Source organism: Nocardioides anomalus, from assembly GCF_011046535.1.
In the GTDB taxonomy this organism is placed as follows: Bacteria; Actinomycetota; Actinomycetes; order Propionibacteriales; family Nocardioidaceae; genus Nocardioides; species Nocardioides anomalus.
On record NZ_CP049257.1, the window covers coordinates 5,005,966 to 5,023,348 of the forward strand.

Consider the following 17,383-nt stretch of genomic DNA (forward strand, 5'->3'; position numbering starts at 1 on the left):
CAAGGCTCACCGCCATGGTGGGCCACAACCAGCGCGTGGACGCGGCGGAGACGCTGATCTCGGTCGACGTCGAGACCGGCGGCGCGACGCCGGGCGACTACGCGCTGCTCTCGATCGGCGCCTGCCTGGTCGACGACCCGGAGAGGACGTACTACGTCGAGCTGCGGCCCGAGGACAAGCGCACGACGCTCGAGGCCCTCGAGGTCAGCAAGCTCTCGCTCGACGTCCTGCGGACCATGGGCGTGCCGCCCGACGAGGCGATGCCGCAGTTCGCGGCCTGGGTGGCCGAGGTGGTGCCGGAGGGACACCGCGCGGTGTTCGTGGGCTTCAACGCGGCCTTCGACTGGATGTTCGTGGCCGACTACTTCGAGCGCTACGTCGGGCGCAACCCGTTCGGCCACAGCCCGCTCGACATCAAGGCGTTCGCGATGGGCCGGCTGGGCAGCACGTGGGCGGAGACGAGCATGAAGGTGCTGGGCCCGAAGTACTTGTCAGGTCGGCCCCTCGCCCACCACGCTCTCTCCGACGCGCAGGACCAGGCCGCCCTGTTCCGCGCGCTGTACGACGAGCCCGCGCACGCGCACGACGACTAGGACCACGATGAGCGAGACCCCGGCCCCCGAGGACGACGTCACCCGGCTGGTGGAGTCGGCGCAACGGCTCGGGATCGAGCTGGACGCCGCCGACACCGAGCGCTGGCTCGCGGCCATGACCCGCGAGGACGGCGTCGAGACCGAGGACATCGTCATCGACGAGACCGCGGGCGTCTTCGGCCACCGGGTGAGCATGCTCGACTTCAGCGCGCGCGACCTGGCCCGGTTCCGCGCGATCGGCGCGATCGTCGAGGTGACCGGGCCCGAGGGCGTGGCCGAGGGTGCGCTGGCCCTCTCCGGCTCCGCGGCGCAGTCCAAGATCCAGACCCACCCGGGCGACGCGGACTTCTTCCAGCGGCTCAACATCCGGGCGGTGAGCCGGGCGGAGGCGTGCTCGGTCCTGGCCGGGCTGATGCGGGACAAGGCGATCGGGTTCGAGACCGGCCCGACGTACCAGTTCATCGAGGCCAAGTGGAGCTCCTACCCGTTCGACTGCGTCCGCGCCGGCGCGCCGCAGCGCAAGGGGGCGCCGATCTCCTGGCGGATCGACGAGATCAGGGCCGGTGAGCTCGGCGTCGAGGTCGACGGCACCCCCACGACGCTGCGCTGGGACGAGCTGGCGTCCGAGCCGGGCTGGTGCAAGCTCGACTGGGTCGTGGTCGACCCCGAGCGGCACCGGCTCACCAACGCCAGCAACGTCATCGACGTGACCTGGGAGTCGCCGGACGGTGACATCGTCGCGCTGGACGGCTACCTGGACGCCTACTTCCAGGAGGTCTACCTCGACGCCGAGCAGCTGCCGACGTTCACCAAGGTCGTCCAGCACGTCTCGGGCGACGCGCTCGACCACTACGTCGACCAGCTCGAGGGCGAGGTCCGCAAGTACCTCGACGCCGGCCACGCCAACTACGGCAAGGCCGCCAAGCGGATGTACAACGTCTTCCGGCTCACCGGCCGCCACCTCGACGCGGCGTACGTCCGCGAGCTGTTCGACGAGCCGACCACGATGCTCTACCAGGTCTGGTCGCTGATCGGGACGCTGGAGAACGCCGCCGCGCCCGGCTCCACGGTCCCGGTCGAGACCGTCCAGGCGCAGACCGACGACCTGGTGCTCACGGTGGTCCAGGCGCTCGACGGCGTCCAGGAGACCGAGCTGGTCGCGGCGCTGCTCAAGCTGCGCAGCGCGCTGGAGGAGACCGCCGAGGGCGGCGAGCTGGCCGCCGAGGGATCGGTCGACATCGAGTCGGCCAAGACCCAGGTCGTGAACCTCATCAACAACTTCTTCCGCGACCGGCTCACCGCGGTGCCGACGATCAAGGAGTACATGGACTCCGTCGCGGCCGCCGCGCGCTGAGGCCGGGACGTCAGCTCGGGCGCGGCGCCTTGCAGCTGATCTTGGGGTCGACGCCGACGTAGTTGAGCGGTCCGGCCACGACCGTGACCGCGGTCGTGGCGCCGGACCGGCAGTCCACGGTGCGGTCGTTGTCGAAGTAGCCACGCTGGGCGGCGGCGGCCGCCCCGATCACCAGCCAGACCACCAGCACGACCCCGATGACGAGCCTCATCCCGCTCCACCTCCCGGCGTGGTCGGCCTCCCGCGACGCCGACCCGCCCCTTGAGTACCCCGAACCCCGCACCCGCGGCAAGGGGTCGGACCCCCGGGACCCGATGGCCCGTCCGGGCCAGGGGTACGCCGGGCGCACGAGCCCGGAACCTTCCACCTGCCGCCACGCCCGCGCCGGCCCTACGGTCTGGGCGTGACGCAGCTGCTCGGGATGGACACCACCGCGGGGCTCGCCACCGGCGACACGCTGGCGCGCGGGGCCGAGGAGCTCCTCGCCCTGGCCGGGCGTCTCGAGAGCAGCCTGCACGCCTTCGACTGGACCGGGCCGGACGCCGAACGGGTCCGCGACGGCTGGTCGGCGACCGAGCGGCCCGCCCTCGACGCGGCCGCACGCTTCGTGGCCGCGCTGGCGGCGGCCCTGCGCGAGGAGGCCCGGAGCCAGGACGAGGTGTCGGGGGACGGCGGCGCGGGCTCGGGCGCCGCGGCGCCGAGCGCGCTGACCACCCCACAGGACCCCGCCGCCCAGCAGGTCCGGGCCCTCACCGACCGGGCCCAGCGCAGGGGACTGCAGGGCGAGGCCCTCCAGCGCTACCACGACCGGCTGGCCGCGATGACGCCCGAGCAGGTGGCCGCCCTGGACCCGACCCGCTTCCACGGCACCCAGCCCGACCAGACGACCTGCGGCTCGGCGAGCCTGGTCATGTCGCGGATGATCAACGACCCGGCGTACGCGATGAAGGTGCTGGACGGCTACGACCCCGCCACCGGCCAGACGACGGGCGGTGACGCGCAGAGCCGCTTCGGCGCCGAGGCCCTGGCCATGCACCACCAGACCAACGGCTGGCACTCCCGCGACGGCGAGCTCAACCCGGCCTGGCCCGAGGGCTGGGGCACGCACCCGCACGACGCGGCCCGCGAGATGTCCGCGGCCGGCGGCTCGGGCGTGCCGGGGACGACGTACGGCTGGCACCTCGTCGGCGACCGCGGCTCCAGCTACGACCAGATCGCGCAGGCCGTCCGGGCGGGCCACACGGTGCCGGTGTACGTCGGCGACTGGGCGCCGCGGCACGTGGTGCTGGCCACCGCCTCCGACGCCGGGTCGATCACGTTCTACGAGCCCGGCGGCGGGCAGTCGGTGACGGTCACCCGCGAGCAGTGGCTGGCCGACCGCGAGAGCCTCGGCGGCTGGCACGAGCCGTGGTTCGTGGTGACCCCCGACCGCTGACGATCAGGAGGCCGGCGCGGCCTTCTTGGCCGCCGACAGCGCGCCGTACGCCGCCGCCGCGGCCAGCGCGGCCGCACCCAGCGCGGTCGAGGCGCCGGTGCGCTCGATGCCCAGGGCGTGGTCCAGGGAGACGTCGCCGGGGCCGTCCTCGGCGAAGGCCAGCGCGGCGGCGATGAGCACCGCGTTGTACTCCCAGCCGCCGCTGGAGACCCAGGGGCCGTTGGCGCGGTGGACCTTCTCGATCGCGACCAGCATGGTGCCGCTCAGCATCGAGGCGGCGACGGGTGTGAACAGACCGAGCGCGAGCAGACCGCCGCCGACGGTCTCGCTGAGGCCGGCGGCGTAGGCGTTGCGCCGCGGCGGGTGCATGCCCATCTGCTCCATGCCGGCGGTCATCCCCTCGATGCCGGGGCCCCCGAACCAGCCCTTGAGCTTCTGGGTGCCGTGGCCCACGAAGAGGGCACCGATGAGGACGCGGGAGGTCAGCTTGGCGAGGCGCATGAGCGAGTGGTACCCGAAGCGGACCGGGGTATCACTTCCGCAGCGGCAGCTGGACCAGGGTGATCGAGGACGCCGGCAGCGACAGGCGCAGCGCCTGGCCGCGCAGCCGGACCGAGCGGACCTTGCGGATCTTCTTCCCGGCGTACTGGTAGGCCTTCGGCTCGCCGCGCGGCCGGGCGTGCTGGAGGGCCACGGACGTCTTGAGGGCCCGGGTGGCCTTGTTGACCACGACGAGGGTGAGCGGGCCGCGCTTGCCCACGCGGGCGGCGTACACCGAGACGGTGCGCTGGTCGCTGCTGGTGGCGGCCACGCCGCGGTCGCCGAACGCGTGGCCCCTCCCGTCGTAGTTGCGGAAGATCCGGAACGCCGCCTCCGGCACGCCGGAGCTGCCGTCGGGCCAGAACGTCGCGAGGTCGACGCCCTCGCGGCCGAGGAGGCCGAGGGTGTCGGCCTGGATGACGTTCTGCAGGCGCGGGTCGTCGGTGACGTCGAGCGCCATGTTGTACTCGCTGATCCCCAGCTTGGTGCCGGGGTAGTTGTCCTTGACCCACGCGCGCATCCGCGGGACCAGCCCGATCTTCTGACCGATCCACGACGGGTCGGTGTAGTCGGTGTCGTAGAGCGGGCGGGTCACGTCGGTGACGGGGGAGTAGTTCCCCTGCGGGTAGTAGTGCAGGTCGAAGTAGTCCAGCAGCCGCTGGCCGGTCTGCCGCTCCTGCGCGGCGAACTGCTGGAGGTACCACGCCGACAGCTCGGTGCCGCCGTGCGCGGCCCGGTCCGGCGAGCTGGCGAAGCAGCCCCGGTCGATGTCGTCGGCCGCCGAGCAGAAGTAGTTGGGCCAGCCCCACTCGGCCGGTCCGAGCGTCTTCGCGGTCGGGTCGGCCTGCTTGACCGCGGTGGCCAGGTCGCGCGACTTGGCCCACAGCTCGTCGTACGTCGTGGGCTGGGGGTGGAAGTCGTGGTGCGTCTCGTCCCACAGGTTGGGCTCGTTGCCGAGCGCGTAGATCGACACCCCGCCGTGCGCCGCGTCGCCGTACCTCTGCACCAGCGAGGAGATCCACTGCGCGGAGAAGGACGGGCCGACCGCGACCCCGGCGGTGGTCGGGTCGGCGGTGAGCCACTGCCCGCCGCGCCGGCCGTTGCCGCAGCTGGCGTGGAACGGGTCGTGGGCGTCCTGCGGGTCGGCCGAGGCGGGGTAGCTGCACGGGTGGTCGCCGGAGTACGACACCGCCTTGGCCACCCACCCCATGAGCGGCAGGGTGAGCAGGGTCTGCGTGCGCGTCGAGCGGTCCTGCTGGACCTGCGCGTCGGCCGCGCTGAAGTCCTGGCCCTGCTTGCAGTAGCCGAAGGCCGCGGTCCAGCAGTCGGCGAAGTTGGTGAAGTAGTAGTCCTGGCCGCGGTTGCTGCCCCGGACCTGCCAGTTGTAGGTCTCGGTGGCGTTGCCGCCCCACCGGTCCACGGGCAGGTCCACGGTCCTGGCGAATCCCGCGTCGGCGAAGTTCACCCCGTAGACCAGCGGCGAGATCCGGTGCGTGCCCTTCTTGAGGTCGACGCTCAGCCGCGGGCCCTTGGCCGGCTTGGCCACCGAGGTCTGCGCGGGGCGTGGCGCTGCCGCCGCTGCTGCCGGAACGGCCGGCGCGGCAGCGGTGTCGGTGGTCGGGGCCGCGGTCAGCGCGGCGGCCAGGAGCCCGGCGACGGCCAGCGGGGGGAGCAGGCGCACCCACCGATCGTCGCACCTGTCAAGGCTTGACGTGCGCGCTTCGGGCGAGCGAGCGTTTCCGCCATGGAGCGTCTCCGGCACGAGAACGCCGCGACCGTCCTGGTCGACCCGCGCGTGCTGCGCGACCTCGAGGTCGAGCTGATGGCCCAGGACCTCCGGCTCTGGCCGGTGGCCACCGCCCCCATCTGCACCGACGGCCCGCGCACGGCGTTCCAGATCCGCCGGCGCATGCTGACGGCCAAGCGCGGCGCCTGGGACGACGCCGCGGGCTGGGTGCCGGTGTGGATCGCCTTCGGCGAGAGCTGGCAGCCCGGCCCCGACCCGCTGCCGTGGGAGGCGCACCAGGTGCTCTACCGGACCCTCGACGCCCACGCCGACCACGTGCGCTACCGCAAGGGGCTCGGCGGGATACCACGGCTGGACGTGCCCCGGGAACTGGCCAGCTGAGCCATCGACGTCCGCGGACCCTCCCTCTAGAGTCGAGGGAGGTCGTCCTCTCGAGGAGGCGACGACAAGGGGGATCTGCGATGAAGCTGTTGCGTCGTGCTGCGCTCGTGGTGGCGCTGCCGCTGGCCCTCGGTGCGCCCGTGGTGCTGGCTGGACCGGCCCACGCCGCGGGGCCTACCGAGACCACGCTCAGCGCGCCCGGCACGATCCTCTACGGCCAGGCCGTCAAGGCCGTCGCCACCGTGACCCAGGCCGGCCAGCCGGTCACCGTGGGCAACGTCGAGTTCCGGCTCAACCCGCCCGGCGGGAGCCCGCCCGGCCCCGTCGTCGCCACCGTCGCCCTGAACGCCGCGGGCCAGGCGACCAGCCCGGTCCTCCAGACCGACGACCTCACCCCGCTTGAAGTGACGCAGGGGAGCGACTTCTACTCCCTGCGGGCGATCTACATGCCGCCGACCTCGGAGAACATGACGTCGCAGTCATCACAGCCGATCTTCGTCAACAAGGCGCCGGGCTCGGTCGCGGTGCTCACCGGCCCGTCGACGATCACCGCCGACGTGAGCGGCGCCGCGCCCTCGGCCGAGGTCCCCAACGCCGAGCGCGCCACCGGCCAGGTCACCTTCACCATCGACGGCGTCGCCCAGGCCCCGGTCCAGGCCGTGGCCGGTCGGGCCACGCTGAACCGCACGCTGGCCCCGGGGCCGCACACCCTCTCCGCGACGTACGCCGGCGACGACCACTACACCTCCGGCGCCAGCGGCACCGAGAGCCGCACGGACCCGCTCCTCGAGGCCCGCGTGCTGTCGACGTTCCCGCAGAAGGCCGGCTGGTACTCCGCACCCGTGGACGTGTGGGTCAAGTGCCGGCCCCAGGGCTCCGAGCTCGTCGAGGAGTGCCCCGACGTGATCACCCTCAAGAAGAGCGGCGCCGACCAGTCCGTCACCGTGCGCGTCACCGCCAAGGACGGCGGCTCGGCCACCCTCACCGTGTCCGGCATCGACATCGACCGCCAGAAGCCCAAGATCTCCGTCGACGGCCGCACCTGCACCGCCACCGACAAGCTCTCCGGCGTCAAGGGCAAGTGCCACGTCAAGGCGCTCGGCGGCGGCCGCTACCAGGCCACCGCCAAGGACCGCGCCGGCAACGTGGCGATCAAGAACTTCCGGGTCGACTGAACGACGCCCCGGGCGGCACACCCTTCGGGGCGGTGTGTCGCGGATCGGACGTGCCCTTATGATCCGCGTGGTCCTCGGGGTGCGCCTGCACGACTCGGCCTGGGGCGTCCCGAACGGGGTCCCGTGAATCGTCTCCACCTGCACCGAGGTCTGGCCGCGACCGCCGTCGCCGCCCTGGCCGCCACCGGCCTGGCCGTCGCCGGCCCGGCCGCGCCGTCCCAGGCCGCCGGCCCCGGCGTCGTCCTGCTCAGCCAGCTCGGCCCGGGCTCCGACGCATCGGTCCGCTACGACGGCCTCGACGAGACCGTCACCCTGACTGCGGAGCAGCTGGACCCGGCGGCCACCGTGAGCTTCCAGTACAACGCGAACCCGCAGGCCGGTGACGCGACGACGGGCTGGACCGACATCGCCGGCACCGTCGCGACCACCGGGACCTTCGCCCAGCTCGACTGGACCCCGGACGCGGCCCTGGTCGGCAAGGAGGTCGCGGTGCGAGCCGTGGCCACGGTGGGCGGGGCGGCGACGTACTCGACCCGCCAGGGCGTCGCCATCGCCCGCGGTGACTGGGGCACGGAGGCCGTCGCGGCGCGGACCGACTTCATCGACACCGGGGACACCGGCTACTTCGTGCAGCCGTACGCGTCCAGTGGCCACACCGCGACCCAGGTCGGCGTCGAGGGCGAGACGTCGGCGACCGCAGGCACGGTCGAGGTCGGGTGGTGGAACCCGGCCAGCCAGTCCTTTCAGGGCAAGGTCAACGCGTCGGTCGAGGCCTACGACCTCAAGACGCTGTCGCCGTCCACGCAGTCCTTCGCCGGTGGGCAGTTCCACGCCGCACTGGACATCACCGCCTTCGGTGCCGCGGACGGCAAGGCCATCGCCATCGGTGCGGTGCGGGACACCGACGACGTCCAGGCCCGCACGCTCCACCCGCAGACGATCGGCAGCATCTCCGCCGGCGTGCCGTCCGCCCCGGCGGGACAAGCCGTGCCGGTGACGATCAGCGTCTACGACAACGCGGGCGGGCCGTCGACGCAGCCCGTGGCGGGCGCCGAGATCCGCCGTTCGGGCGACGGGTCCCTGGTGGGCTACACCGACGGCGCTGGGCTGATCGTCGACACGGCGGTGGCCGGGTCCGTGGGGTCCTACTACGTCAACACCACGGACGCCGACGCCTACGAGGCCGGGACCGACCTGGAGACCACGCCGTCGTCGTACACCTCGTCGGTCAACGAGGTGTCCGGGGTCTCGGTCGACGGGCACGTCTTCGACGACGACGAGTACGCCGCGGGAGACCTGCGCCTGGCGCTCCAGGACAGCTACGGCCGCCCGGTGCCGGCCGGTCAGGTCGAGTACCGCCTCTACCCGACGGGCGGGACCCCGCCCGCGACGTACGAGACCACGACCAGCGACGCCCGCGGTCTGGCGCCGATCGCCTTCGCGTCGTCGGGTCCCGACGGGGACTACACCGTCGAGTACCGCCTGCCCGGCGGCGGCACGACGTACTTCCTGACGTTCACCGCCGGCGACGCCACCCTCACGCCCAACCCCGCCACCGCGACCGCGGCGCCGGGCAGCCAGGTGCCGGTCAAAGCCGCGCTCGCGGTGGCCGGCAAGCCGCTGTCGGGCCGCCGGGTGAGCGCGACCTACCAGCGTGGGATCGAGCTGGTCCCGGGCACGACCGCCGACGCGGCACTGGTCGACGGCTCGAGCCGCACCCTCTCGCTGACCGGCGTCACCGACGTCTTCGGTGGGGTGGGTGTGACGGTGGCCGACCCGGCTCAGAGCCCGCAGCCCGCGGAGCTCGGCGGCAAGCTGGTGCTGGCCAGCCAGCCGGCGACCGGTGGCCCGCTGACCGGCAACGCCAACGAGACGGTCACGGTGCCGATCGCCTTCGGTTCCGCCGCGGACAAGGGCCAGGGCAAGGTCAAGCTCAAGGCCAAGAACGCCGGCAAGAAGGACAAGCTCATCGTCAAGGGCGACGACTCCCTGGCCGGCGAGACCGTGGTCGTGTTCCGCGTCGGCGGCAAGAAGGTCAAGCTCAAGGGGCTCACCCTGAACGCCAAGGGCGACGCCGTCGTCAAGGTCAAGGACAAGAACGGCCGCGCGGCCACGACGTACGTCGTCAAGCTGCTCTCGAGCGAGCGGGTCGTCGGCTCGAAGTCCAAGAAGGTCACGCTGCGCTGACGTGAGCGTCGCCCGCGTCACCCCCATGCCGGAGGACCGGCTCGCCGCGTGGCGAGCCGGCTCCGCCGACGCCGGGACACCGCTGCCCACCGACGGTGAGCTCGAGGCCGTCGAGCTCGCCGTCGGGGACGTGGTCGTCGGCGGCGCGCTCCTCGGGCACACGTCCGAGGACGGCCGCCGGCGCACCTCCGTCCGACGCCTGCAGACGACCCTGGACCCGGGCGCGGCCGAGCCGTGGGCCGCGGTGCTGGCCGCCCTGGAGCAGCACGCACGGGCCCGAGGAGCGGACTCCGTCGTCACCGCCGTGCCGCCGGTGCTGTCCGGGGTCTTCCGGGCGGCCGGCTACCTCGCCACGATGACGACGGTCTCCAAGCGGCTCGACCCCGACGCGGCGCCGGAGCTCCAGGAGGACCGTCGGGTGGCGGTGCGGGCCATGACGAGCGAGGAGCGTCGGGTGTTCTCCGCGGAGGTCGCGGCGCTGCTGCGCGACGGGATGGCGCGCGCGGGCGTCCTGAGCGGGACCTCGCTCGGCGACCTCGGCGACCGGGTGGCCGGGCTGGCCGCCGACCCGCCGCCGGACGGCGAGCTGCTCATGGTGGGGCTCGTGGACGGCGTACCGGTGGGCCGGGCGTGGGCCACCCTGGTCACCACCGACGACGGCGCGCTGGACTTCCTGGGCAACACGCTCGAGCTGTTCCCCGAGCACCGCGGGCAGCGGCTCACGCCGTCGTTCCTCGGCGCGCTGCGGCGTCACGTGCAGTCCCTCGGCGTGCGCGACGTCCACCTGCGGGTCTACGCCCACGACGACTCCGCGCGGCGCACGTTCCTCGAGGCCGGGGCCGGGATCGACGACGTGCACCTGCGCAAGGACCTGGTCTGATCGTTTCGGGCCGCCTGGGGGCGGGTATCCGCCGAGGGTGCCGGACCACTTCTCCGCCTCCGAGACGCCCGCGGCGCTCGAGACCGTCGAGGACCTCGACCAGGGCCTCGCGGAGCGCGCCGAGCGCGACGCCGAGGCCCGGCTGCTGGCCGCGCTGGACCGGGTCGAGCAGCGGGTGCAGGCGGTCCGCGCGGACGACGCCGACCGCCCCCTCGAGCCGGCGGTGGCCGACGCGATGGCCCGGGCGGCGGAGGCCGACGGGGCGCCGTTCGAGGCGCGGTGGCTGGCCGGCAAGGTCGCCGAGAGCGATCTGACCTGGGCGGCCGTGTGGCGCGCGCCCGAGGACCACGAGGGGGGCCTGTGGCTGTGGAGCCGGGCCACCCGGGAGCTGAGCACGGGGACGGCGCAGTGAGCGGACACGGCAACCTCAAGATCGACTACACCCACCTGGGCCAGCTGTTCACGGCGATGAACGCGGTCGGCGACGAGGCGGGGCAGCTCGGCGGCTACTTCCGCAGCAAGGTCTGCGACCCGTCGGGGTTCGCCTACCACACCTGCGCGCTGCGCCCGATCGCCGACGTGCTGCCCAAGATGGCCGACTGGTTCGACGAGGCGGTGCGCGGGTTCGGTACGTCGTGGAACGACGTGGGCGGCGCGATCTACGACTCGGCCAAGCACATCCGCGACCAGGACGCCGTGGTCCGCGACGCGCTGATGTCGTACCGCGCCAACGACATCCGGTGCGACGCCACGCCCCCGTCGATCGAGAACTTCCACCTCAGCGACGTGGAGGCCGCGCTCGGCTCGCCCGCCGACGGCGGAAGCAGCATGGAGCACGACGCGCGCTTCGACGCCGCCGCGGCGGCGTGGGACACGGCGCGCGACACCATCAACGACGGCATCGACCTGCTCAACAAGCTCGGCGCCGGCATCACGCCGCTCACCGAGCTCGGGCTGCGCGACTACCTGGTCTACCCGCTGGCCGCCGACTACACCGCGATCGGCCGCAACGCCAACGCCTGCAAGGACCTCGACAAGGGCTTCGACGCCTGGGCCCGCAACTTCCGTCAGCTCGGGGCCAAGACGCCGCAGTCGCTCGAGGGCGAGACGGGCGCGGCGGTCGCGGCGACGTTCGTGGCCTTCGGCAAGGCCATGGACCTGGCCGGCGACGCGCTCAGCAAGGGCTCGTACGCCTTCGAGGGCATCGCCCGCGTCTCGGAGAAGATCGCCGTCGAGGTGGAGAAAGTCCTGGTCCTGCTCGGCACCAAGATCACCGAGCTGGCCAGCAAGGTGGGCTCGCGGGTGATCCCGTTCGCCGGCGAGCTCCAGATGGCCTTCCACGCGATCAAGGACCTGTTCTCCGGCGACAGCCCCCTGAAGCAGTTCCAGGACATCATCGACGACATCGAGACCGTCCGCGGGATCATCGAGGACTGCCTCAACCTCAAGAAGACCATCCGGGACTGGGCGCAGGCCCAGGCCGGTCGCCTCGAGAGCTTCCACGACGTCCTCGACACCCTGAGCGGCCTCCCCGGCGTCAAGGGCCTGTCCGGCCTGTCCGCCCTCAACACCAAGCTCGGCCAGGCCGAGCACACCTTCGACGACGTCGACTACGGCGTCGACGACACCGGCCAGCGCGGCGCCCTCGACCACGAGCTCGGTGGCCTCCAGGACCGGGCGGACGGCGAGGGCGGCGGCGGCGACGACCAGGACGACAAGACCGACGGCGACCTCAGCAACGGCGAGTACGGCGACTTCCCGACCGAGCCGCCCGTGCCGGCCGGTGGCGGCGCCTACGCCTGACCGACCGGACTCACGGCGACGTCAGGAAGTCGGCCAGGAGGTGCCGGAACGCTCGTGGGTGCTCCAGCGCGGGCACGTGGCCGCAGCGCCCCAGCACGTGCAGGCGGACGTCGGGCAGCAGGTCGAGCAGGGGGAGCGCGGCCTCTCGTAGCGGGGTGACGCGGTCCTGGGCGCCGTGGACCAGCAGGACCGGGGCGCGCACCTCGGTGAGCTGGTCTGGCGACAGGGTCAGGTCCTCGGCCCACCGCTGCCGCGGCGCCGGGAACACGCCGGCGAAGGCGGCCGCTCCCGCCGCCATGGCCTCGGCGCGGGCCGAGACGGCCGCGTCGGTGACGAGGGACTGGTCGAGCACCAGCCGGCTCAGCATGTCCGCGGCCCCGCTCCGATCGGGCGGGGCCGCCCAGAGGGCGTCGAGGTCGGGCGACAGCGGAGCCCCGGGGGCGCCCATGGTGGAGACGGCGACGACCCGCTCGACCTGCGCGGGGCGTGCTGCCGCCAGAGCCAGGGCCACCGCCCCGCCCATGGAGTGGCCGACGACCGCGTAGGTGTCGAAGCCCAGGGCCTCCATCACGCCCGCGGCCCCGTCGGTCCACTGCGTCAGCCCGCCGCGCGAGCCGGGCGGGAGCGGGGTGCGGCCGAAGCCGGCGTGGTCGGGGGCGACGAAGTGCCACGCGGCGCCCAGCGCCTCCACGGTCGCCCCCAGGCTCCGGACCCGGTCGTGCCGGGTCCGGAGCCGTGGAGCAGCAGCACCGCGGGTCCCTCGCCACCTTCGAGGACGTGCACGGCCGAGCCGTCGACGTCGACCGTCCGGGAGGCGGACGGGGTCGTCGTCGGGCCCGTCATGCCGTCGCGCAGGTGGCGGGGGCGCTCACGCCGGGACGGCGCTGACCGACTTCGCGAACAGGTCCATCATGGCCCGGCCGAACTGAGGCATGTCGGGCCAGCCGCGGCAGGAGACCAGGTTGCCGTCGACGACGTCGGGTGCGTCGATGACGGTGGCGCCAGCGTTCTCCATGTCGCCGGTGATCGGGGGAAGCACGCCGTCTTGCGACCCTTCAGCAGTCCGTACACGGCGGGCACCTGCGCGCCGTGGCAGACCAGGGCGATCGGCAGGTCCCGGGCGAAGAAGTGCTCGGTGATCCGCCGGACGTCGGCGTCGACCCGGATCCACTCCGGGGCGCGGCCGCCGGGGATGATCAGGGCGTCGTACCGCTCGACGTCGACCTCGGCCCACGGTACGTCGACCGGCAGCTTGCGCCCGTTCTTCTCCACGTAGGCATCGGAGTTGGGGTCGAACTCGTGGATGACCAGCTGCACGTCACGCAGCGTGCGGTTGGCCACGTCGACGTCCCAGCCACCCTCCTGCACGCGGTAGTAGGGGTACATGGTGTCGAGCTCCTCGGCGGCGTCGCCGGTCAGGAGCAGTGCTCTGGGCACTCGCTTCTCCTCGCGCTGGGCGTGGGGTGAGCCACGTCACGTCTGATCCGATTGGATTTTGCGTGACACAGGTTACAGGTCGGGCGTGGCGCGTCAACCCTCGAACCGAGGGTCGTCCTCGCCGTCGTCGGCGAACAGGCGCCCGAAGCGCTCGGCCGACAGCAGGATGTGGCGGCGCATCGCGTAGGCCGCGGCGTCCGGGTCCCGGGCGGCGATGCCGGCGAGGACCTCGTCGTGCTCGCCCATCGCCAGGTAGGTCACCTGGGTGTCGTAGAGCAGCCGGAACAGGTGCACGTGCGTGTGCAGCCGGCCCAGCGCCTCGCGGACGACCTGGTTGCCGGCGCTCTCGGCGACCAGGTCGTGGAAGACGGCGTCGCGCAGCCCGAAGGCGCCGTAGGTGTGCACCTCGCCCTCGGCGAGCTCGACCATCTCGTCCAGGACGCCACGCAGCCGGGCCACCTGCTCCGTGGTCGCGCGCTCCGCGGCCCGACGCGCCGCAGCCGGCTCCAGGAGCAGCCGGATCTCGACCATGTCCTCGAACCGGGAGCGGGTGATCTGGGGCGGGATCCGGTAGCCCGCGTGCGGGATGCGGACGACGAGGTCGTCGGCCTCCATCCGGCCGAGGGCGTCGCGGATCGGGGTCTGGGAGACCCCCATCTCGCGCGCGAGGGCGTCGATGGTGATCCGCGAACCCGGCACGATCCGCTGCGACATCAGCTGCGCCAGCAGCTTGTCGTAGACCTCGTCGGCCATCCGGCCGCGCCCCCTCGCGGGTGGCGAGAGGTCGTCCAGCGTCGCGGTGTCGTGCGCCCTCGTCTCGTCACCCACGTCGGGTCGACTCCCCTCGTCGTGTCGCGGCAGGTGGTTGACACGCCCCATCCGCTGCTCCATGCTCTCGCATCAGATCGTATAGGAAATGACGGTCCGGGGGTTGGTCCCCCGCTCTCGGAGGACCGCCACCCCCACCCCATCGTCCACCTCCGGAGCCCCCATTGAGCATGCTCGGCGTCCTGCGCGGACCGCGCCAGGTCCTCTTCGGCGCAGGACAGCGGCACGCCCTGGGGGCGGTCACCGCAGCCCTCGGGTCGCGCGCCCTCGTCTGCACCGACGCCCGCTTCGGCGACACCCCCGAGTTCGCCGAGCTGGTCCGGCTCCTGGAGGACGCCGGCGTGCAGGTGATGACCTTCGCCGAGGTGCTGGCCGACGTACCCGTGCACCAGGTGGCCGAGTGCGCCGAGCGCGCGGCCGGGTTCGACCCGGACGTCGTGGTCGGGATGGGTGGCGGCAGCTGCCTGGACCTCGCCAAGGCGGTCGCCCTCGTCCTCACCCACGGCGGCTCGGCCTCCGACTACTACGGCGAGTTCCGGGTGCCCGGCCCCGTGCTCCCCGTGGTCGCCCTGCCGACCACGGCGGGCACGGGCTCGGAGGTGACACCGGTCGCCGTCCTCACCGACCCCTCGAGGGTGAGCAAGGTGGGCATCTCCAGCCCGCACCTCATCCCGCACACGGCGGTGTGCGACCCGGAGCTCACCACCGGCTGCCCGCCGGCGCTCACGGCGAGCGCAGGCGCCGACGCGCTCTCGCACGTGGTCGAGGCCTTCACCGCCGTACGCCGCCCGGTCGCGCCCGGCTTGGCCGCGGAACGGGTCTTCGTCGGCAAGAACGAGCTCACCGACACCTTCGCCCTGCTCGGGATCCGGCTCATCGCCGGCAGCCTCGAGCGGGCGTGGTCGGACCCGGAGGACCGCGAGGCGCGGGAGGCGATGATGCTCGGCGCGACGGCGGGAGGCTTCGCCCTCGGCACCGCCGGCACGGCCGCGGCGCACGCGATCCAGTACCCGGTCGGCGCGCTCACCCACACGCCGCACGGGGTGGGGGTCGGGGTGCTGCTGCCCTACGTGATGGAGTTCAACCGGCCCGCCCGGATCCCGGAGCTCGCGGCCGTCGGGGTCGCCATGGGTGCCGCCCCCGACGCGACGGCCGAGGCCCTGGCGGACGAGGCGATCGACCGGGTGGGCGCCCTTCTGGCCTCCGTGGGGATCCCCGCGACGCTCGCCGACCTCGGGCTGCCGGCCGACCGGCTGCGCTGGACCGCCGAGCAGGCGATGGGCGCCGAACGGCTGGTCGCGAACAACCCGAGGGCCCTCGACGTCGAGGGCCTCGAGCGCATCGTCCGCGCCGCCCACGCCGGCGACCGCGGTGCCCTGCGCGAGACCTCCGGGTCGTCGGCCGCGGACCTGGCCACGACGGTGGGCGCGCGATGACGGTCCTGGACGGCGTCCTGCGACCCGTCGTCGACACCATCGAGGTCCCCACCGACCTGCTCGTGGGGGGTGTCTGGCGTCCCGCCGCGAGCGGTCGCCGGCTCGAGGTGTCCGACCCGGCGACGGGCACGGTGCTGGCCTCCGTCGCCGACGCGGACCCCCACGACGCCGTGGCCGCGGTTGACGGTGCCGCGGCCGCGGCGGCGCACTGGGCGGCGACCTCGCCACGCGAGAGGTCCGACCTGCTGATGCGGGCCTTCGCACTGATGCACGAGCGGAGCGAGGAGCTGGCCCTGCTCATCAGCCTCGAGAACGGCAAGTCGCTGGCCGATGCGCGCGCCGAGGTCGGCTACGCCGCCGAGTTCTTCCGCTGGTACGCCGAGGAGGGTGTCCGGCTGCGGGGGCAGGTCGGGATGGCGCCCAGCGGGGCCAACCGGCTGCTGGTGACCTACCAGCCGGTCGGGATCAGCGTCCTCATCACGCCGTGGAACTTCCCGGCCGCCATGGCCACCCGCAAGATCGCGCCGGCCCTGGCCGCGGGCTGCACCGCCGTGCTCAAGCCGGCCGAGGAGACCCCGCTCACCGCCCTGGCCGTGGCGGCCCTGCTGCAGGAGGCCGGGCTGCCGCCCGGCGTGGTCAACGTCGTCACCACCTCCGAGCCCGGGCCGGTGGTGGAGGCGATGCTCAGCGACCGCCGCACCCGGATGCTGTCGTTCACCGGCTCGACCGAGGTGGGTCGCCTGCTGCTGCGCACGGCTGCCGACCACGTGCTCAAGTGCGCGATGGAGCTCGGCGGCAACGCGCCGTTCGTCGTCCTGGCCGACGCCGACGTCGAGGCCGCGCTCGAGGGCGCCATGGTCGCCAAGATGCGCAACGGCGGCCAGGCCTGCACGGCGGCCAACCGGTTCTTCGTGGCGGCGCCCGTCCACGACGCCTTCGTCGAGGGTCTCGTCGCGCGGATGTCCGCGGTGCGGGTCGGTCCGGGCACCGACGAGAGCGCCCAGTGCGGACCGCTCATCAACGCCGAGGCCGTCGCGAAGGTCGACTCACTCGTGCGCGACGCGATCGCGAAGGGCGCACGGGCGGTCCTCGGGGGGCAGCCCGGCGAGGGCTGCTTCTACCCGCCGACGGTGCTGGTCGACGTACCGCCGGACGCCCGGCTGCTGCACGAGGAGATCTTCGGCCCGGTCGCACCCGTGGTCCGGTTCGAGCAGGAGGAGGACGTGCTGGAGCAGGTCAACGACACCGAGTACGGCCTCGTCAGCTACCTCTACACCGCCGACCTCGCCCGCGGCCTGCGGCTGTCGGAGGGGATCCACAGCGGCATGGTCGGCCTCAACCGCGGGCTCGTCTCGGACCCGGCCGCGCCGTTCGGCGGCACCAAGCAGAGCGGCCTCGGCCGCGAGGGCAGCACCGAGGGGCTCCTGGAGTTCATGGAGGCCCAGTACGTCGCGACCTCGTGGTGAGGCCCACCGGACCCACCAGCAGCACCCCTCGGGAACGTCATCAGCAGCACTTCAGCCAGGAAGCAGGAGAACAGATGAGGTACGCACAGCGAGTGGGACGACGATCCCTTCTGAGCCGGCC

The 17,383-nt window shown here is 73.2% G+C and carries 16 protein-coding genes and 1 pseudogene; 11 read left to right on the plus strand and 6 right to left on the minus strand.

All coding sequences use genetic code 11. The features are described from left to right. Window positions 1-14: 14 nt before the first annotated feature. The gene (locus G5V58_RS24970; RefSeq protein ID WP_230486949.1) at window positions 15-593 is read left to right on the plus strand and encodes a 3'-5' exonuclease; all 579 of its coding nucleotides are present in this window, start codon (window positions 15-17) and stop codon (window positions 591-593) included. Window positions 594-600: 7 nt separating this feature from the next. After that, on the plus strand, window positions 601-1,947 hold the full coding sequence (locus G5V58_RS24975) for a hypothetical protein (RefSeq protein WP_165238272.1): 1,347 nt from the start codon (window positions 601-603) through the stop codon (window positions 1,945-1,947). Between the two features lie 10 nt (window positions 1,948-1,957). On the opposite strand, the gene G5V58_RS24980 is transcribed toward G5V58_RS24975, so the two are convergent. Further along, the gene (locus G5V58_RS24980) at window positions 1,958-2,158 is read right to left on the minus strand and encodes a hypothetical protein (protein WP_165238274.1); all 201 of its coding nucleotides are present in this window, start codon (window positions 2,156-2,158) and stop codon (window positions 1,958-1,960) included. A gap of 192 nt (window positions 2,159-2,350) precedes the next feature. Here G5V58_RS24980 and G5V58_RS24985 point away from each other — a divergent pair, with 192 nt between their 5' ends. Then, window positions 2,351-3,382 (plus strand): hypothetical protein, encoded by a 1,032-nt coding sequence (locus G5V58_RS24985; RefSeq protein WP_165238276.1) that lies wholly within the window; start codon window positions 2,351-2,353, stop codon window positions 3,380-3,382. Window positions 3,383-3,385: 3 nt separating this feature from the next. Here G5V58_RS24985 and G5V58_RS24990 read toward each other — a convergent pair whose 3' ends face one another. Both G5V58_RS24990 and G5V58_RS24995 read right to left on the minus strand, forming a co-directional pair. After that, window positions 3,386-3,883 carry a DoxX family protein gene (locus G5V58_RS24990; RefSeq protein WP_165238278.1) on the minus strand — a complete coding sequence of 166 codons (498 nt, stop codon included), beginning with the start codon at window positions 3,881-3,883 and terminating at the stop codon, window positions 3,386-3,388. Window positions 3,884-3,914: 31 nt separating this feature from the next. Continuing rightward, a complete protein-coding gene (locus G5V58_RS24995; RefSeq protein WP_165238280.1) occupies window positions 3,915-5,603 on the minus strand; it encodes a glycoside hydrolase family 44 protein in 1,689 nt (562 codons plus the stop codon). A gap of 63 nt (window positions 5,604-5,666) precedes the next feature. Here G5V58_RS24995 and G5V58_RS25000 point away from each other — a divergent pair, with 63 nt between their 5' ends. The 6 genes from G5V58_RS25000 to G5V58_RS25025 all read left to right on the plus strand — a co-directional run bounded on the left by G5V58_RS25000 (window position 5,667) and on the right by G5V58_RS25025 (window position 12,095). After that, window positions 5,667-6,050: a hypothetical protein gene (locus G5V58_RS25000; protein ID WP_165238282.1), complete on the plus strand. Its 384-nt coding sequence runs from the start codon at window positions 5,667-5,669 to the stop codon at window positions 6,048-6,050. Window positions 6,051-6,130: 80 nt separating this feature from the next. After that, window positions 6,131-7,225, plus strand: a complete 1,095-nt coding sequence (locus tag G5V58_RS25005) for an Ig-like domain-containing protein (protein ID WP_165238284.1) — start codon at window positions 6,131-6,133, stop codon at window positions 7,223-7,225. A gap of 123 nt (window positions 7,226-7,348) precedes the next feature. Next, window positions 7,349-9,412 (plus strand): hypothetical protein, encoded by a 2,064-nt coding sequence (locus G5V58_RS25010; RefSeq protein WP_165238286.1) that lies wholly within the window; start codon window positions 7,349-7,351, stop codon window positions 9,410-9,412. Window position 9,413: 1 nt separating this feature from the next. Then, window positions 9,414-10,292 (plus strand): hypothetical protein, encoded by an 879-nt coding sequence (locus G5V58_RS25015; protein WP_165238288.1) that lies wholly within the window; start codon window positions 9,414-9,416, stop codon window positions 10,290-10,292. A 37-nt stretch (window positions 10,293-10,329) separates the two neighbouring features. After that, complete coding sequence (locus G5V58_RS25020; RefSeq protein WP_165238290.1) at window positions 10,330-10,704, plus strand: hypothetical protein; 375 nt, start codon at window positions 10,330-10,332, stop codon at window positions 10,702-10,704. Then, window positions 10,701-12,095 carry a hypothetical protein gene (locus tag G5V58_RS25025; protein ID WP_165238292.1) on the plus strand — a complete coding sequence of 465 codons (1,395 nt, stop codon included), beginning with the start codon at window positions 10,701-10,703 and terminating at the stop codon, window positions 12,093-12,095. Before G5V58_RS25020 ends, G5V58_RS25025 begins: the two co-directional genes overlap by 4 nt. Before the next feature lie 10 nt (window positions 12,096-12,105). On the opposite strand, the gene G5V58_RS25030 is transcribed toward G5V58_RS25025, so the two are convergent. From G5V58_RS25030 to G5V58_RS25040, 3 genes and pseudogenes are all read right to left on the minus strand, one after another. Next, a complete protein-coding gene (locus G5V58_RS25030) occupies window positions 12,106-12,786 on the minus strand; it encodes an alpha/beta fold hydrolase (protein WP_230486950.1) in 681 nt (226 codons plus the stop codon). A 177-nt stretch (window positions 12,787-12,963) separates the two neighbouring features. Further along, a pseudogene (locus G5V58_RS25035) lies at window positions 12,964-13,481 on the minus strand (DJ-1/PfpI family protein). 144 nt (window positions 13,482-13,625) lie between these two features. Beyond that, complete coding sequence (locus tag G5V58_RS25040; protein ID WP_230486952.1) at window positions 13,626-14,360, minus strand: GntR family transcriptional regulator; 735 nt, start codon at window positions 14,358-14,360, stop codon at window positions 13,626-13,628. Window positions 14,361-14,530: 170 nt separating this feature from the next. Between G5V58_RS25040 and G5V58_RS25045 the strand changes: the two genes are divergently transcribed. Together G5V58_RS25045 and G5V58_RS25050 are read left to right on the plus strand one after the other, a co-directional pair. Further along, entirely contained in the window at window positions 14,531-15,796 is a 1,266-nt protein-coding gene (locus G5V58_RS25045) for an iron-containing alcohol dehydrogenase (protein WP_230487409.1), read from the plus strand. Beyond that, window positions 15,793-17,262 (plus strand): NAD-dependent succinate-semialdehyde dehydrogenase, encoded by a 1,470-nt coding sequence (locus G5V58_RS25050; protein ID WP_165238296.1) that lies wholly within the window; start codon window positions 15,793-15,795, stop codon window positions 17,260-17,262. Before G5V58_RS25045 ends, G5V58_RS25050 begins: the two co-directional genes overlap by 4 nt. Window positions 17,263-17,383: the final 121 nt, after the last annotated feature.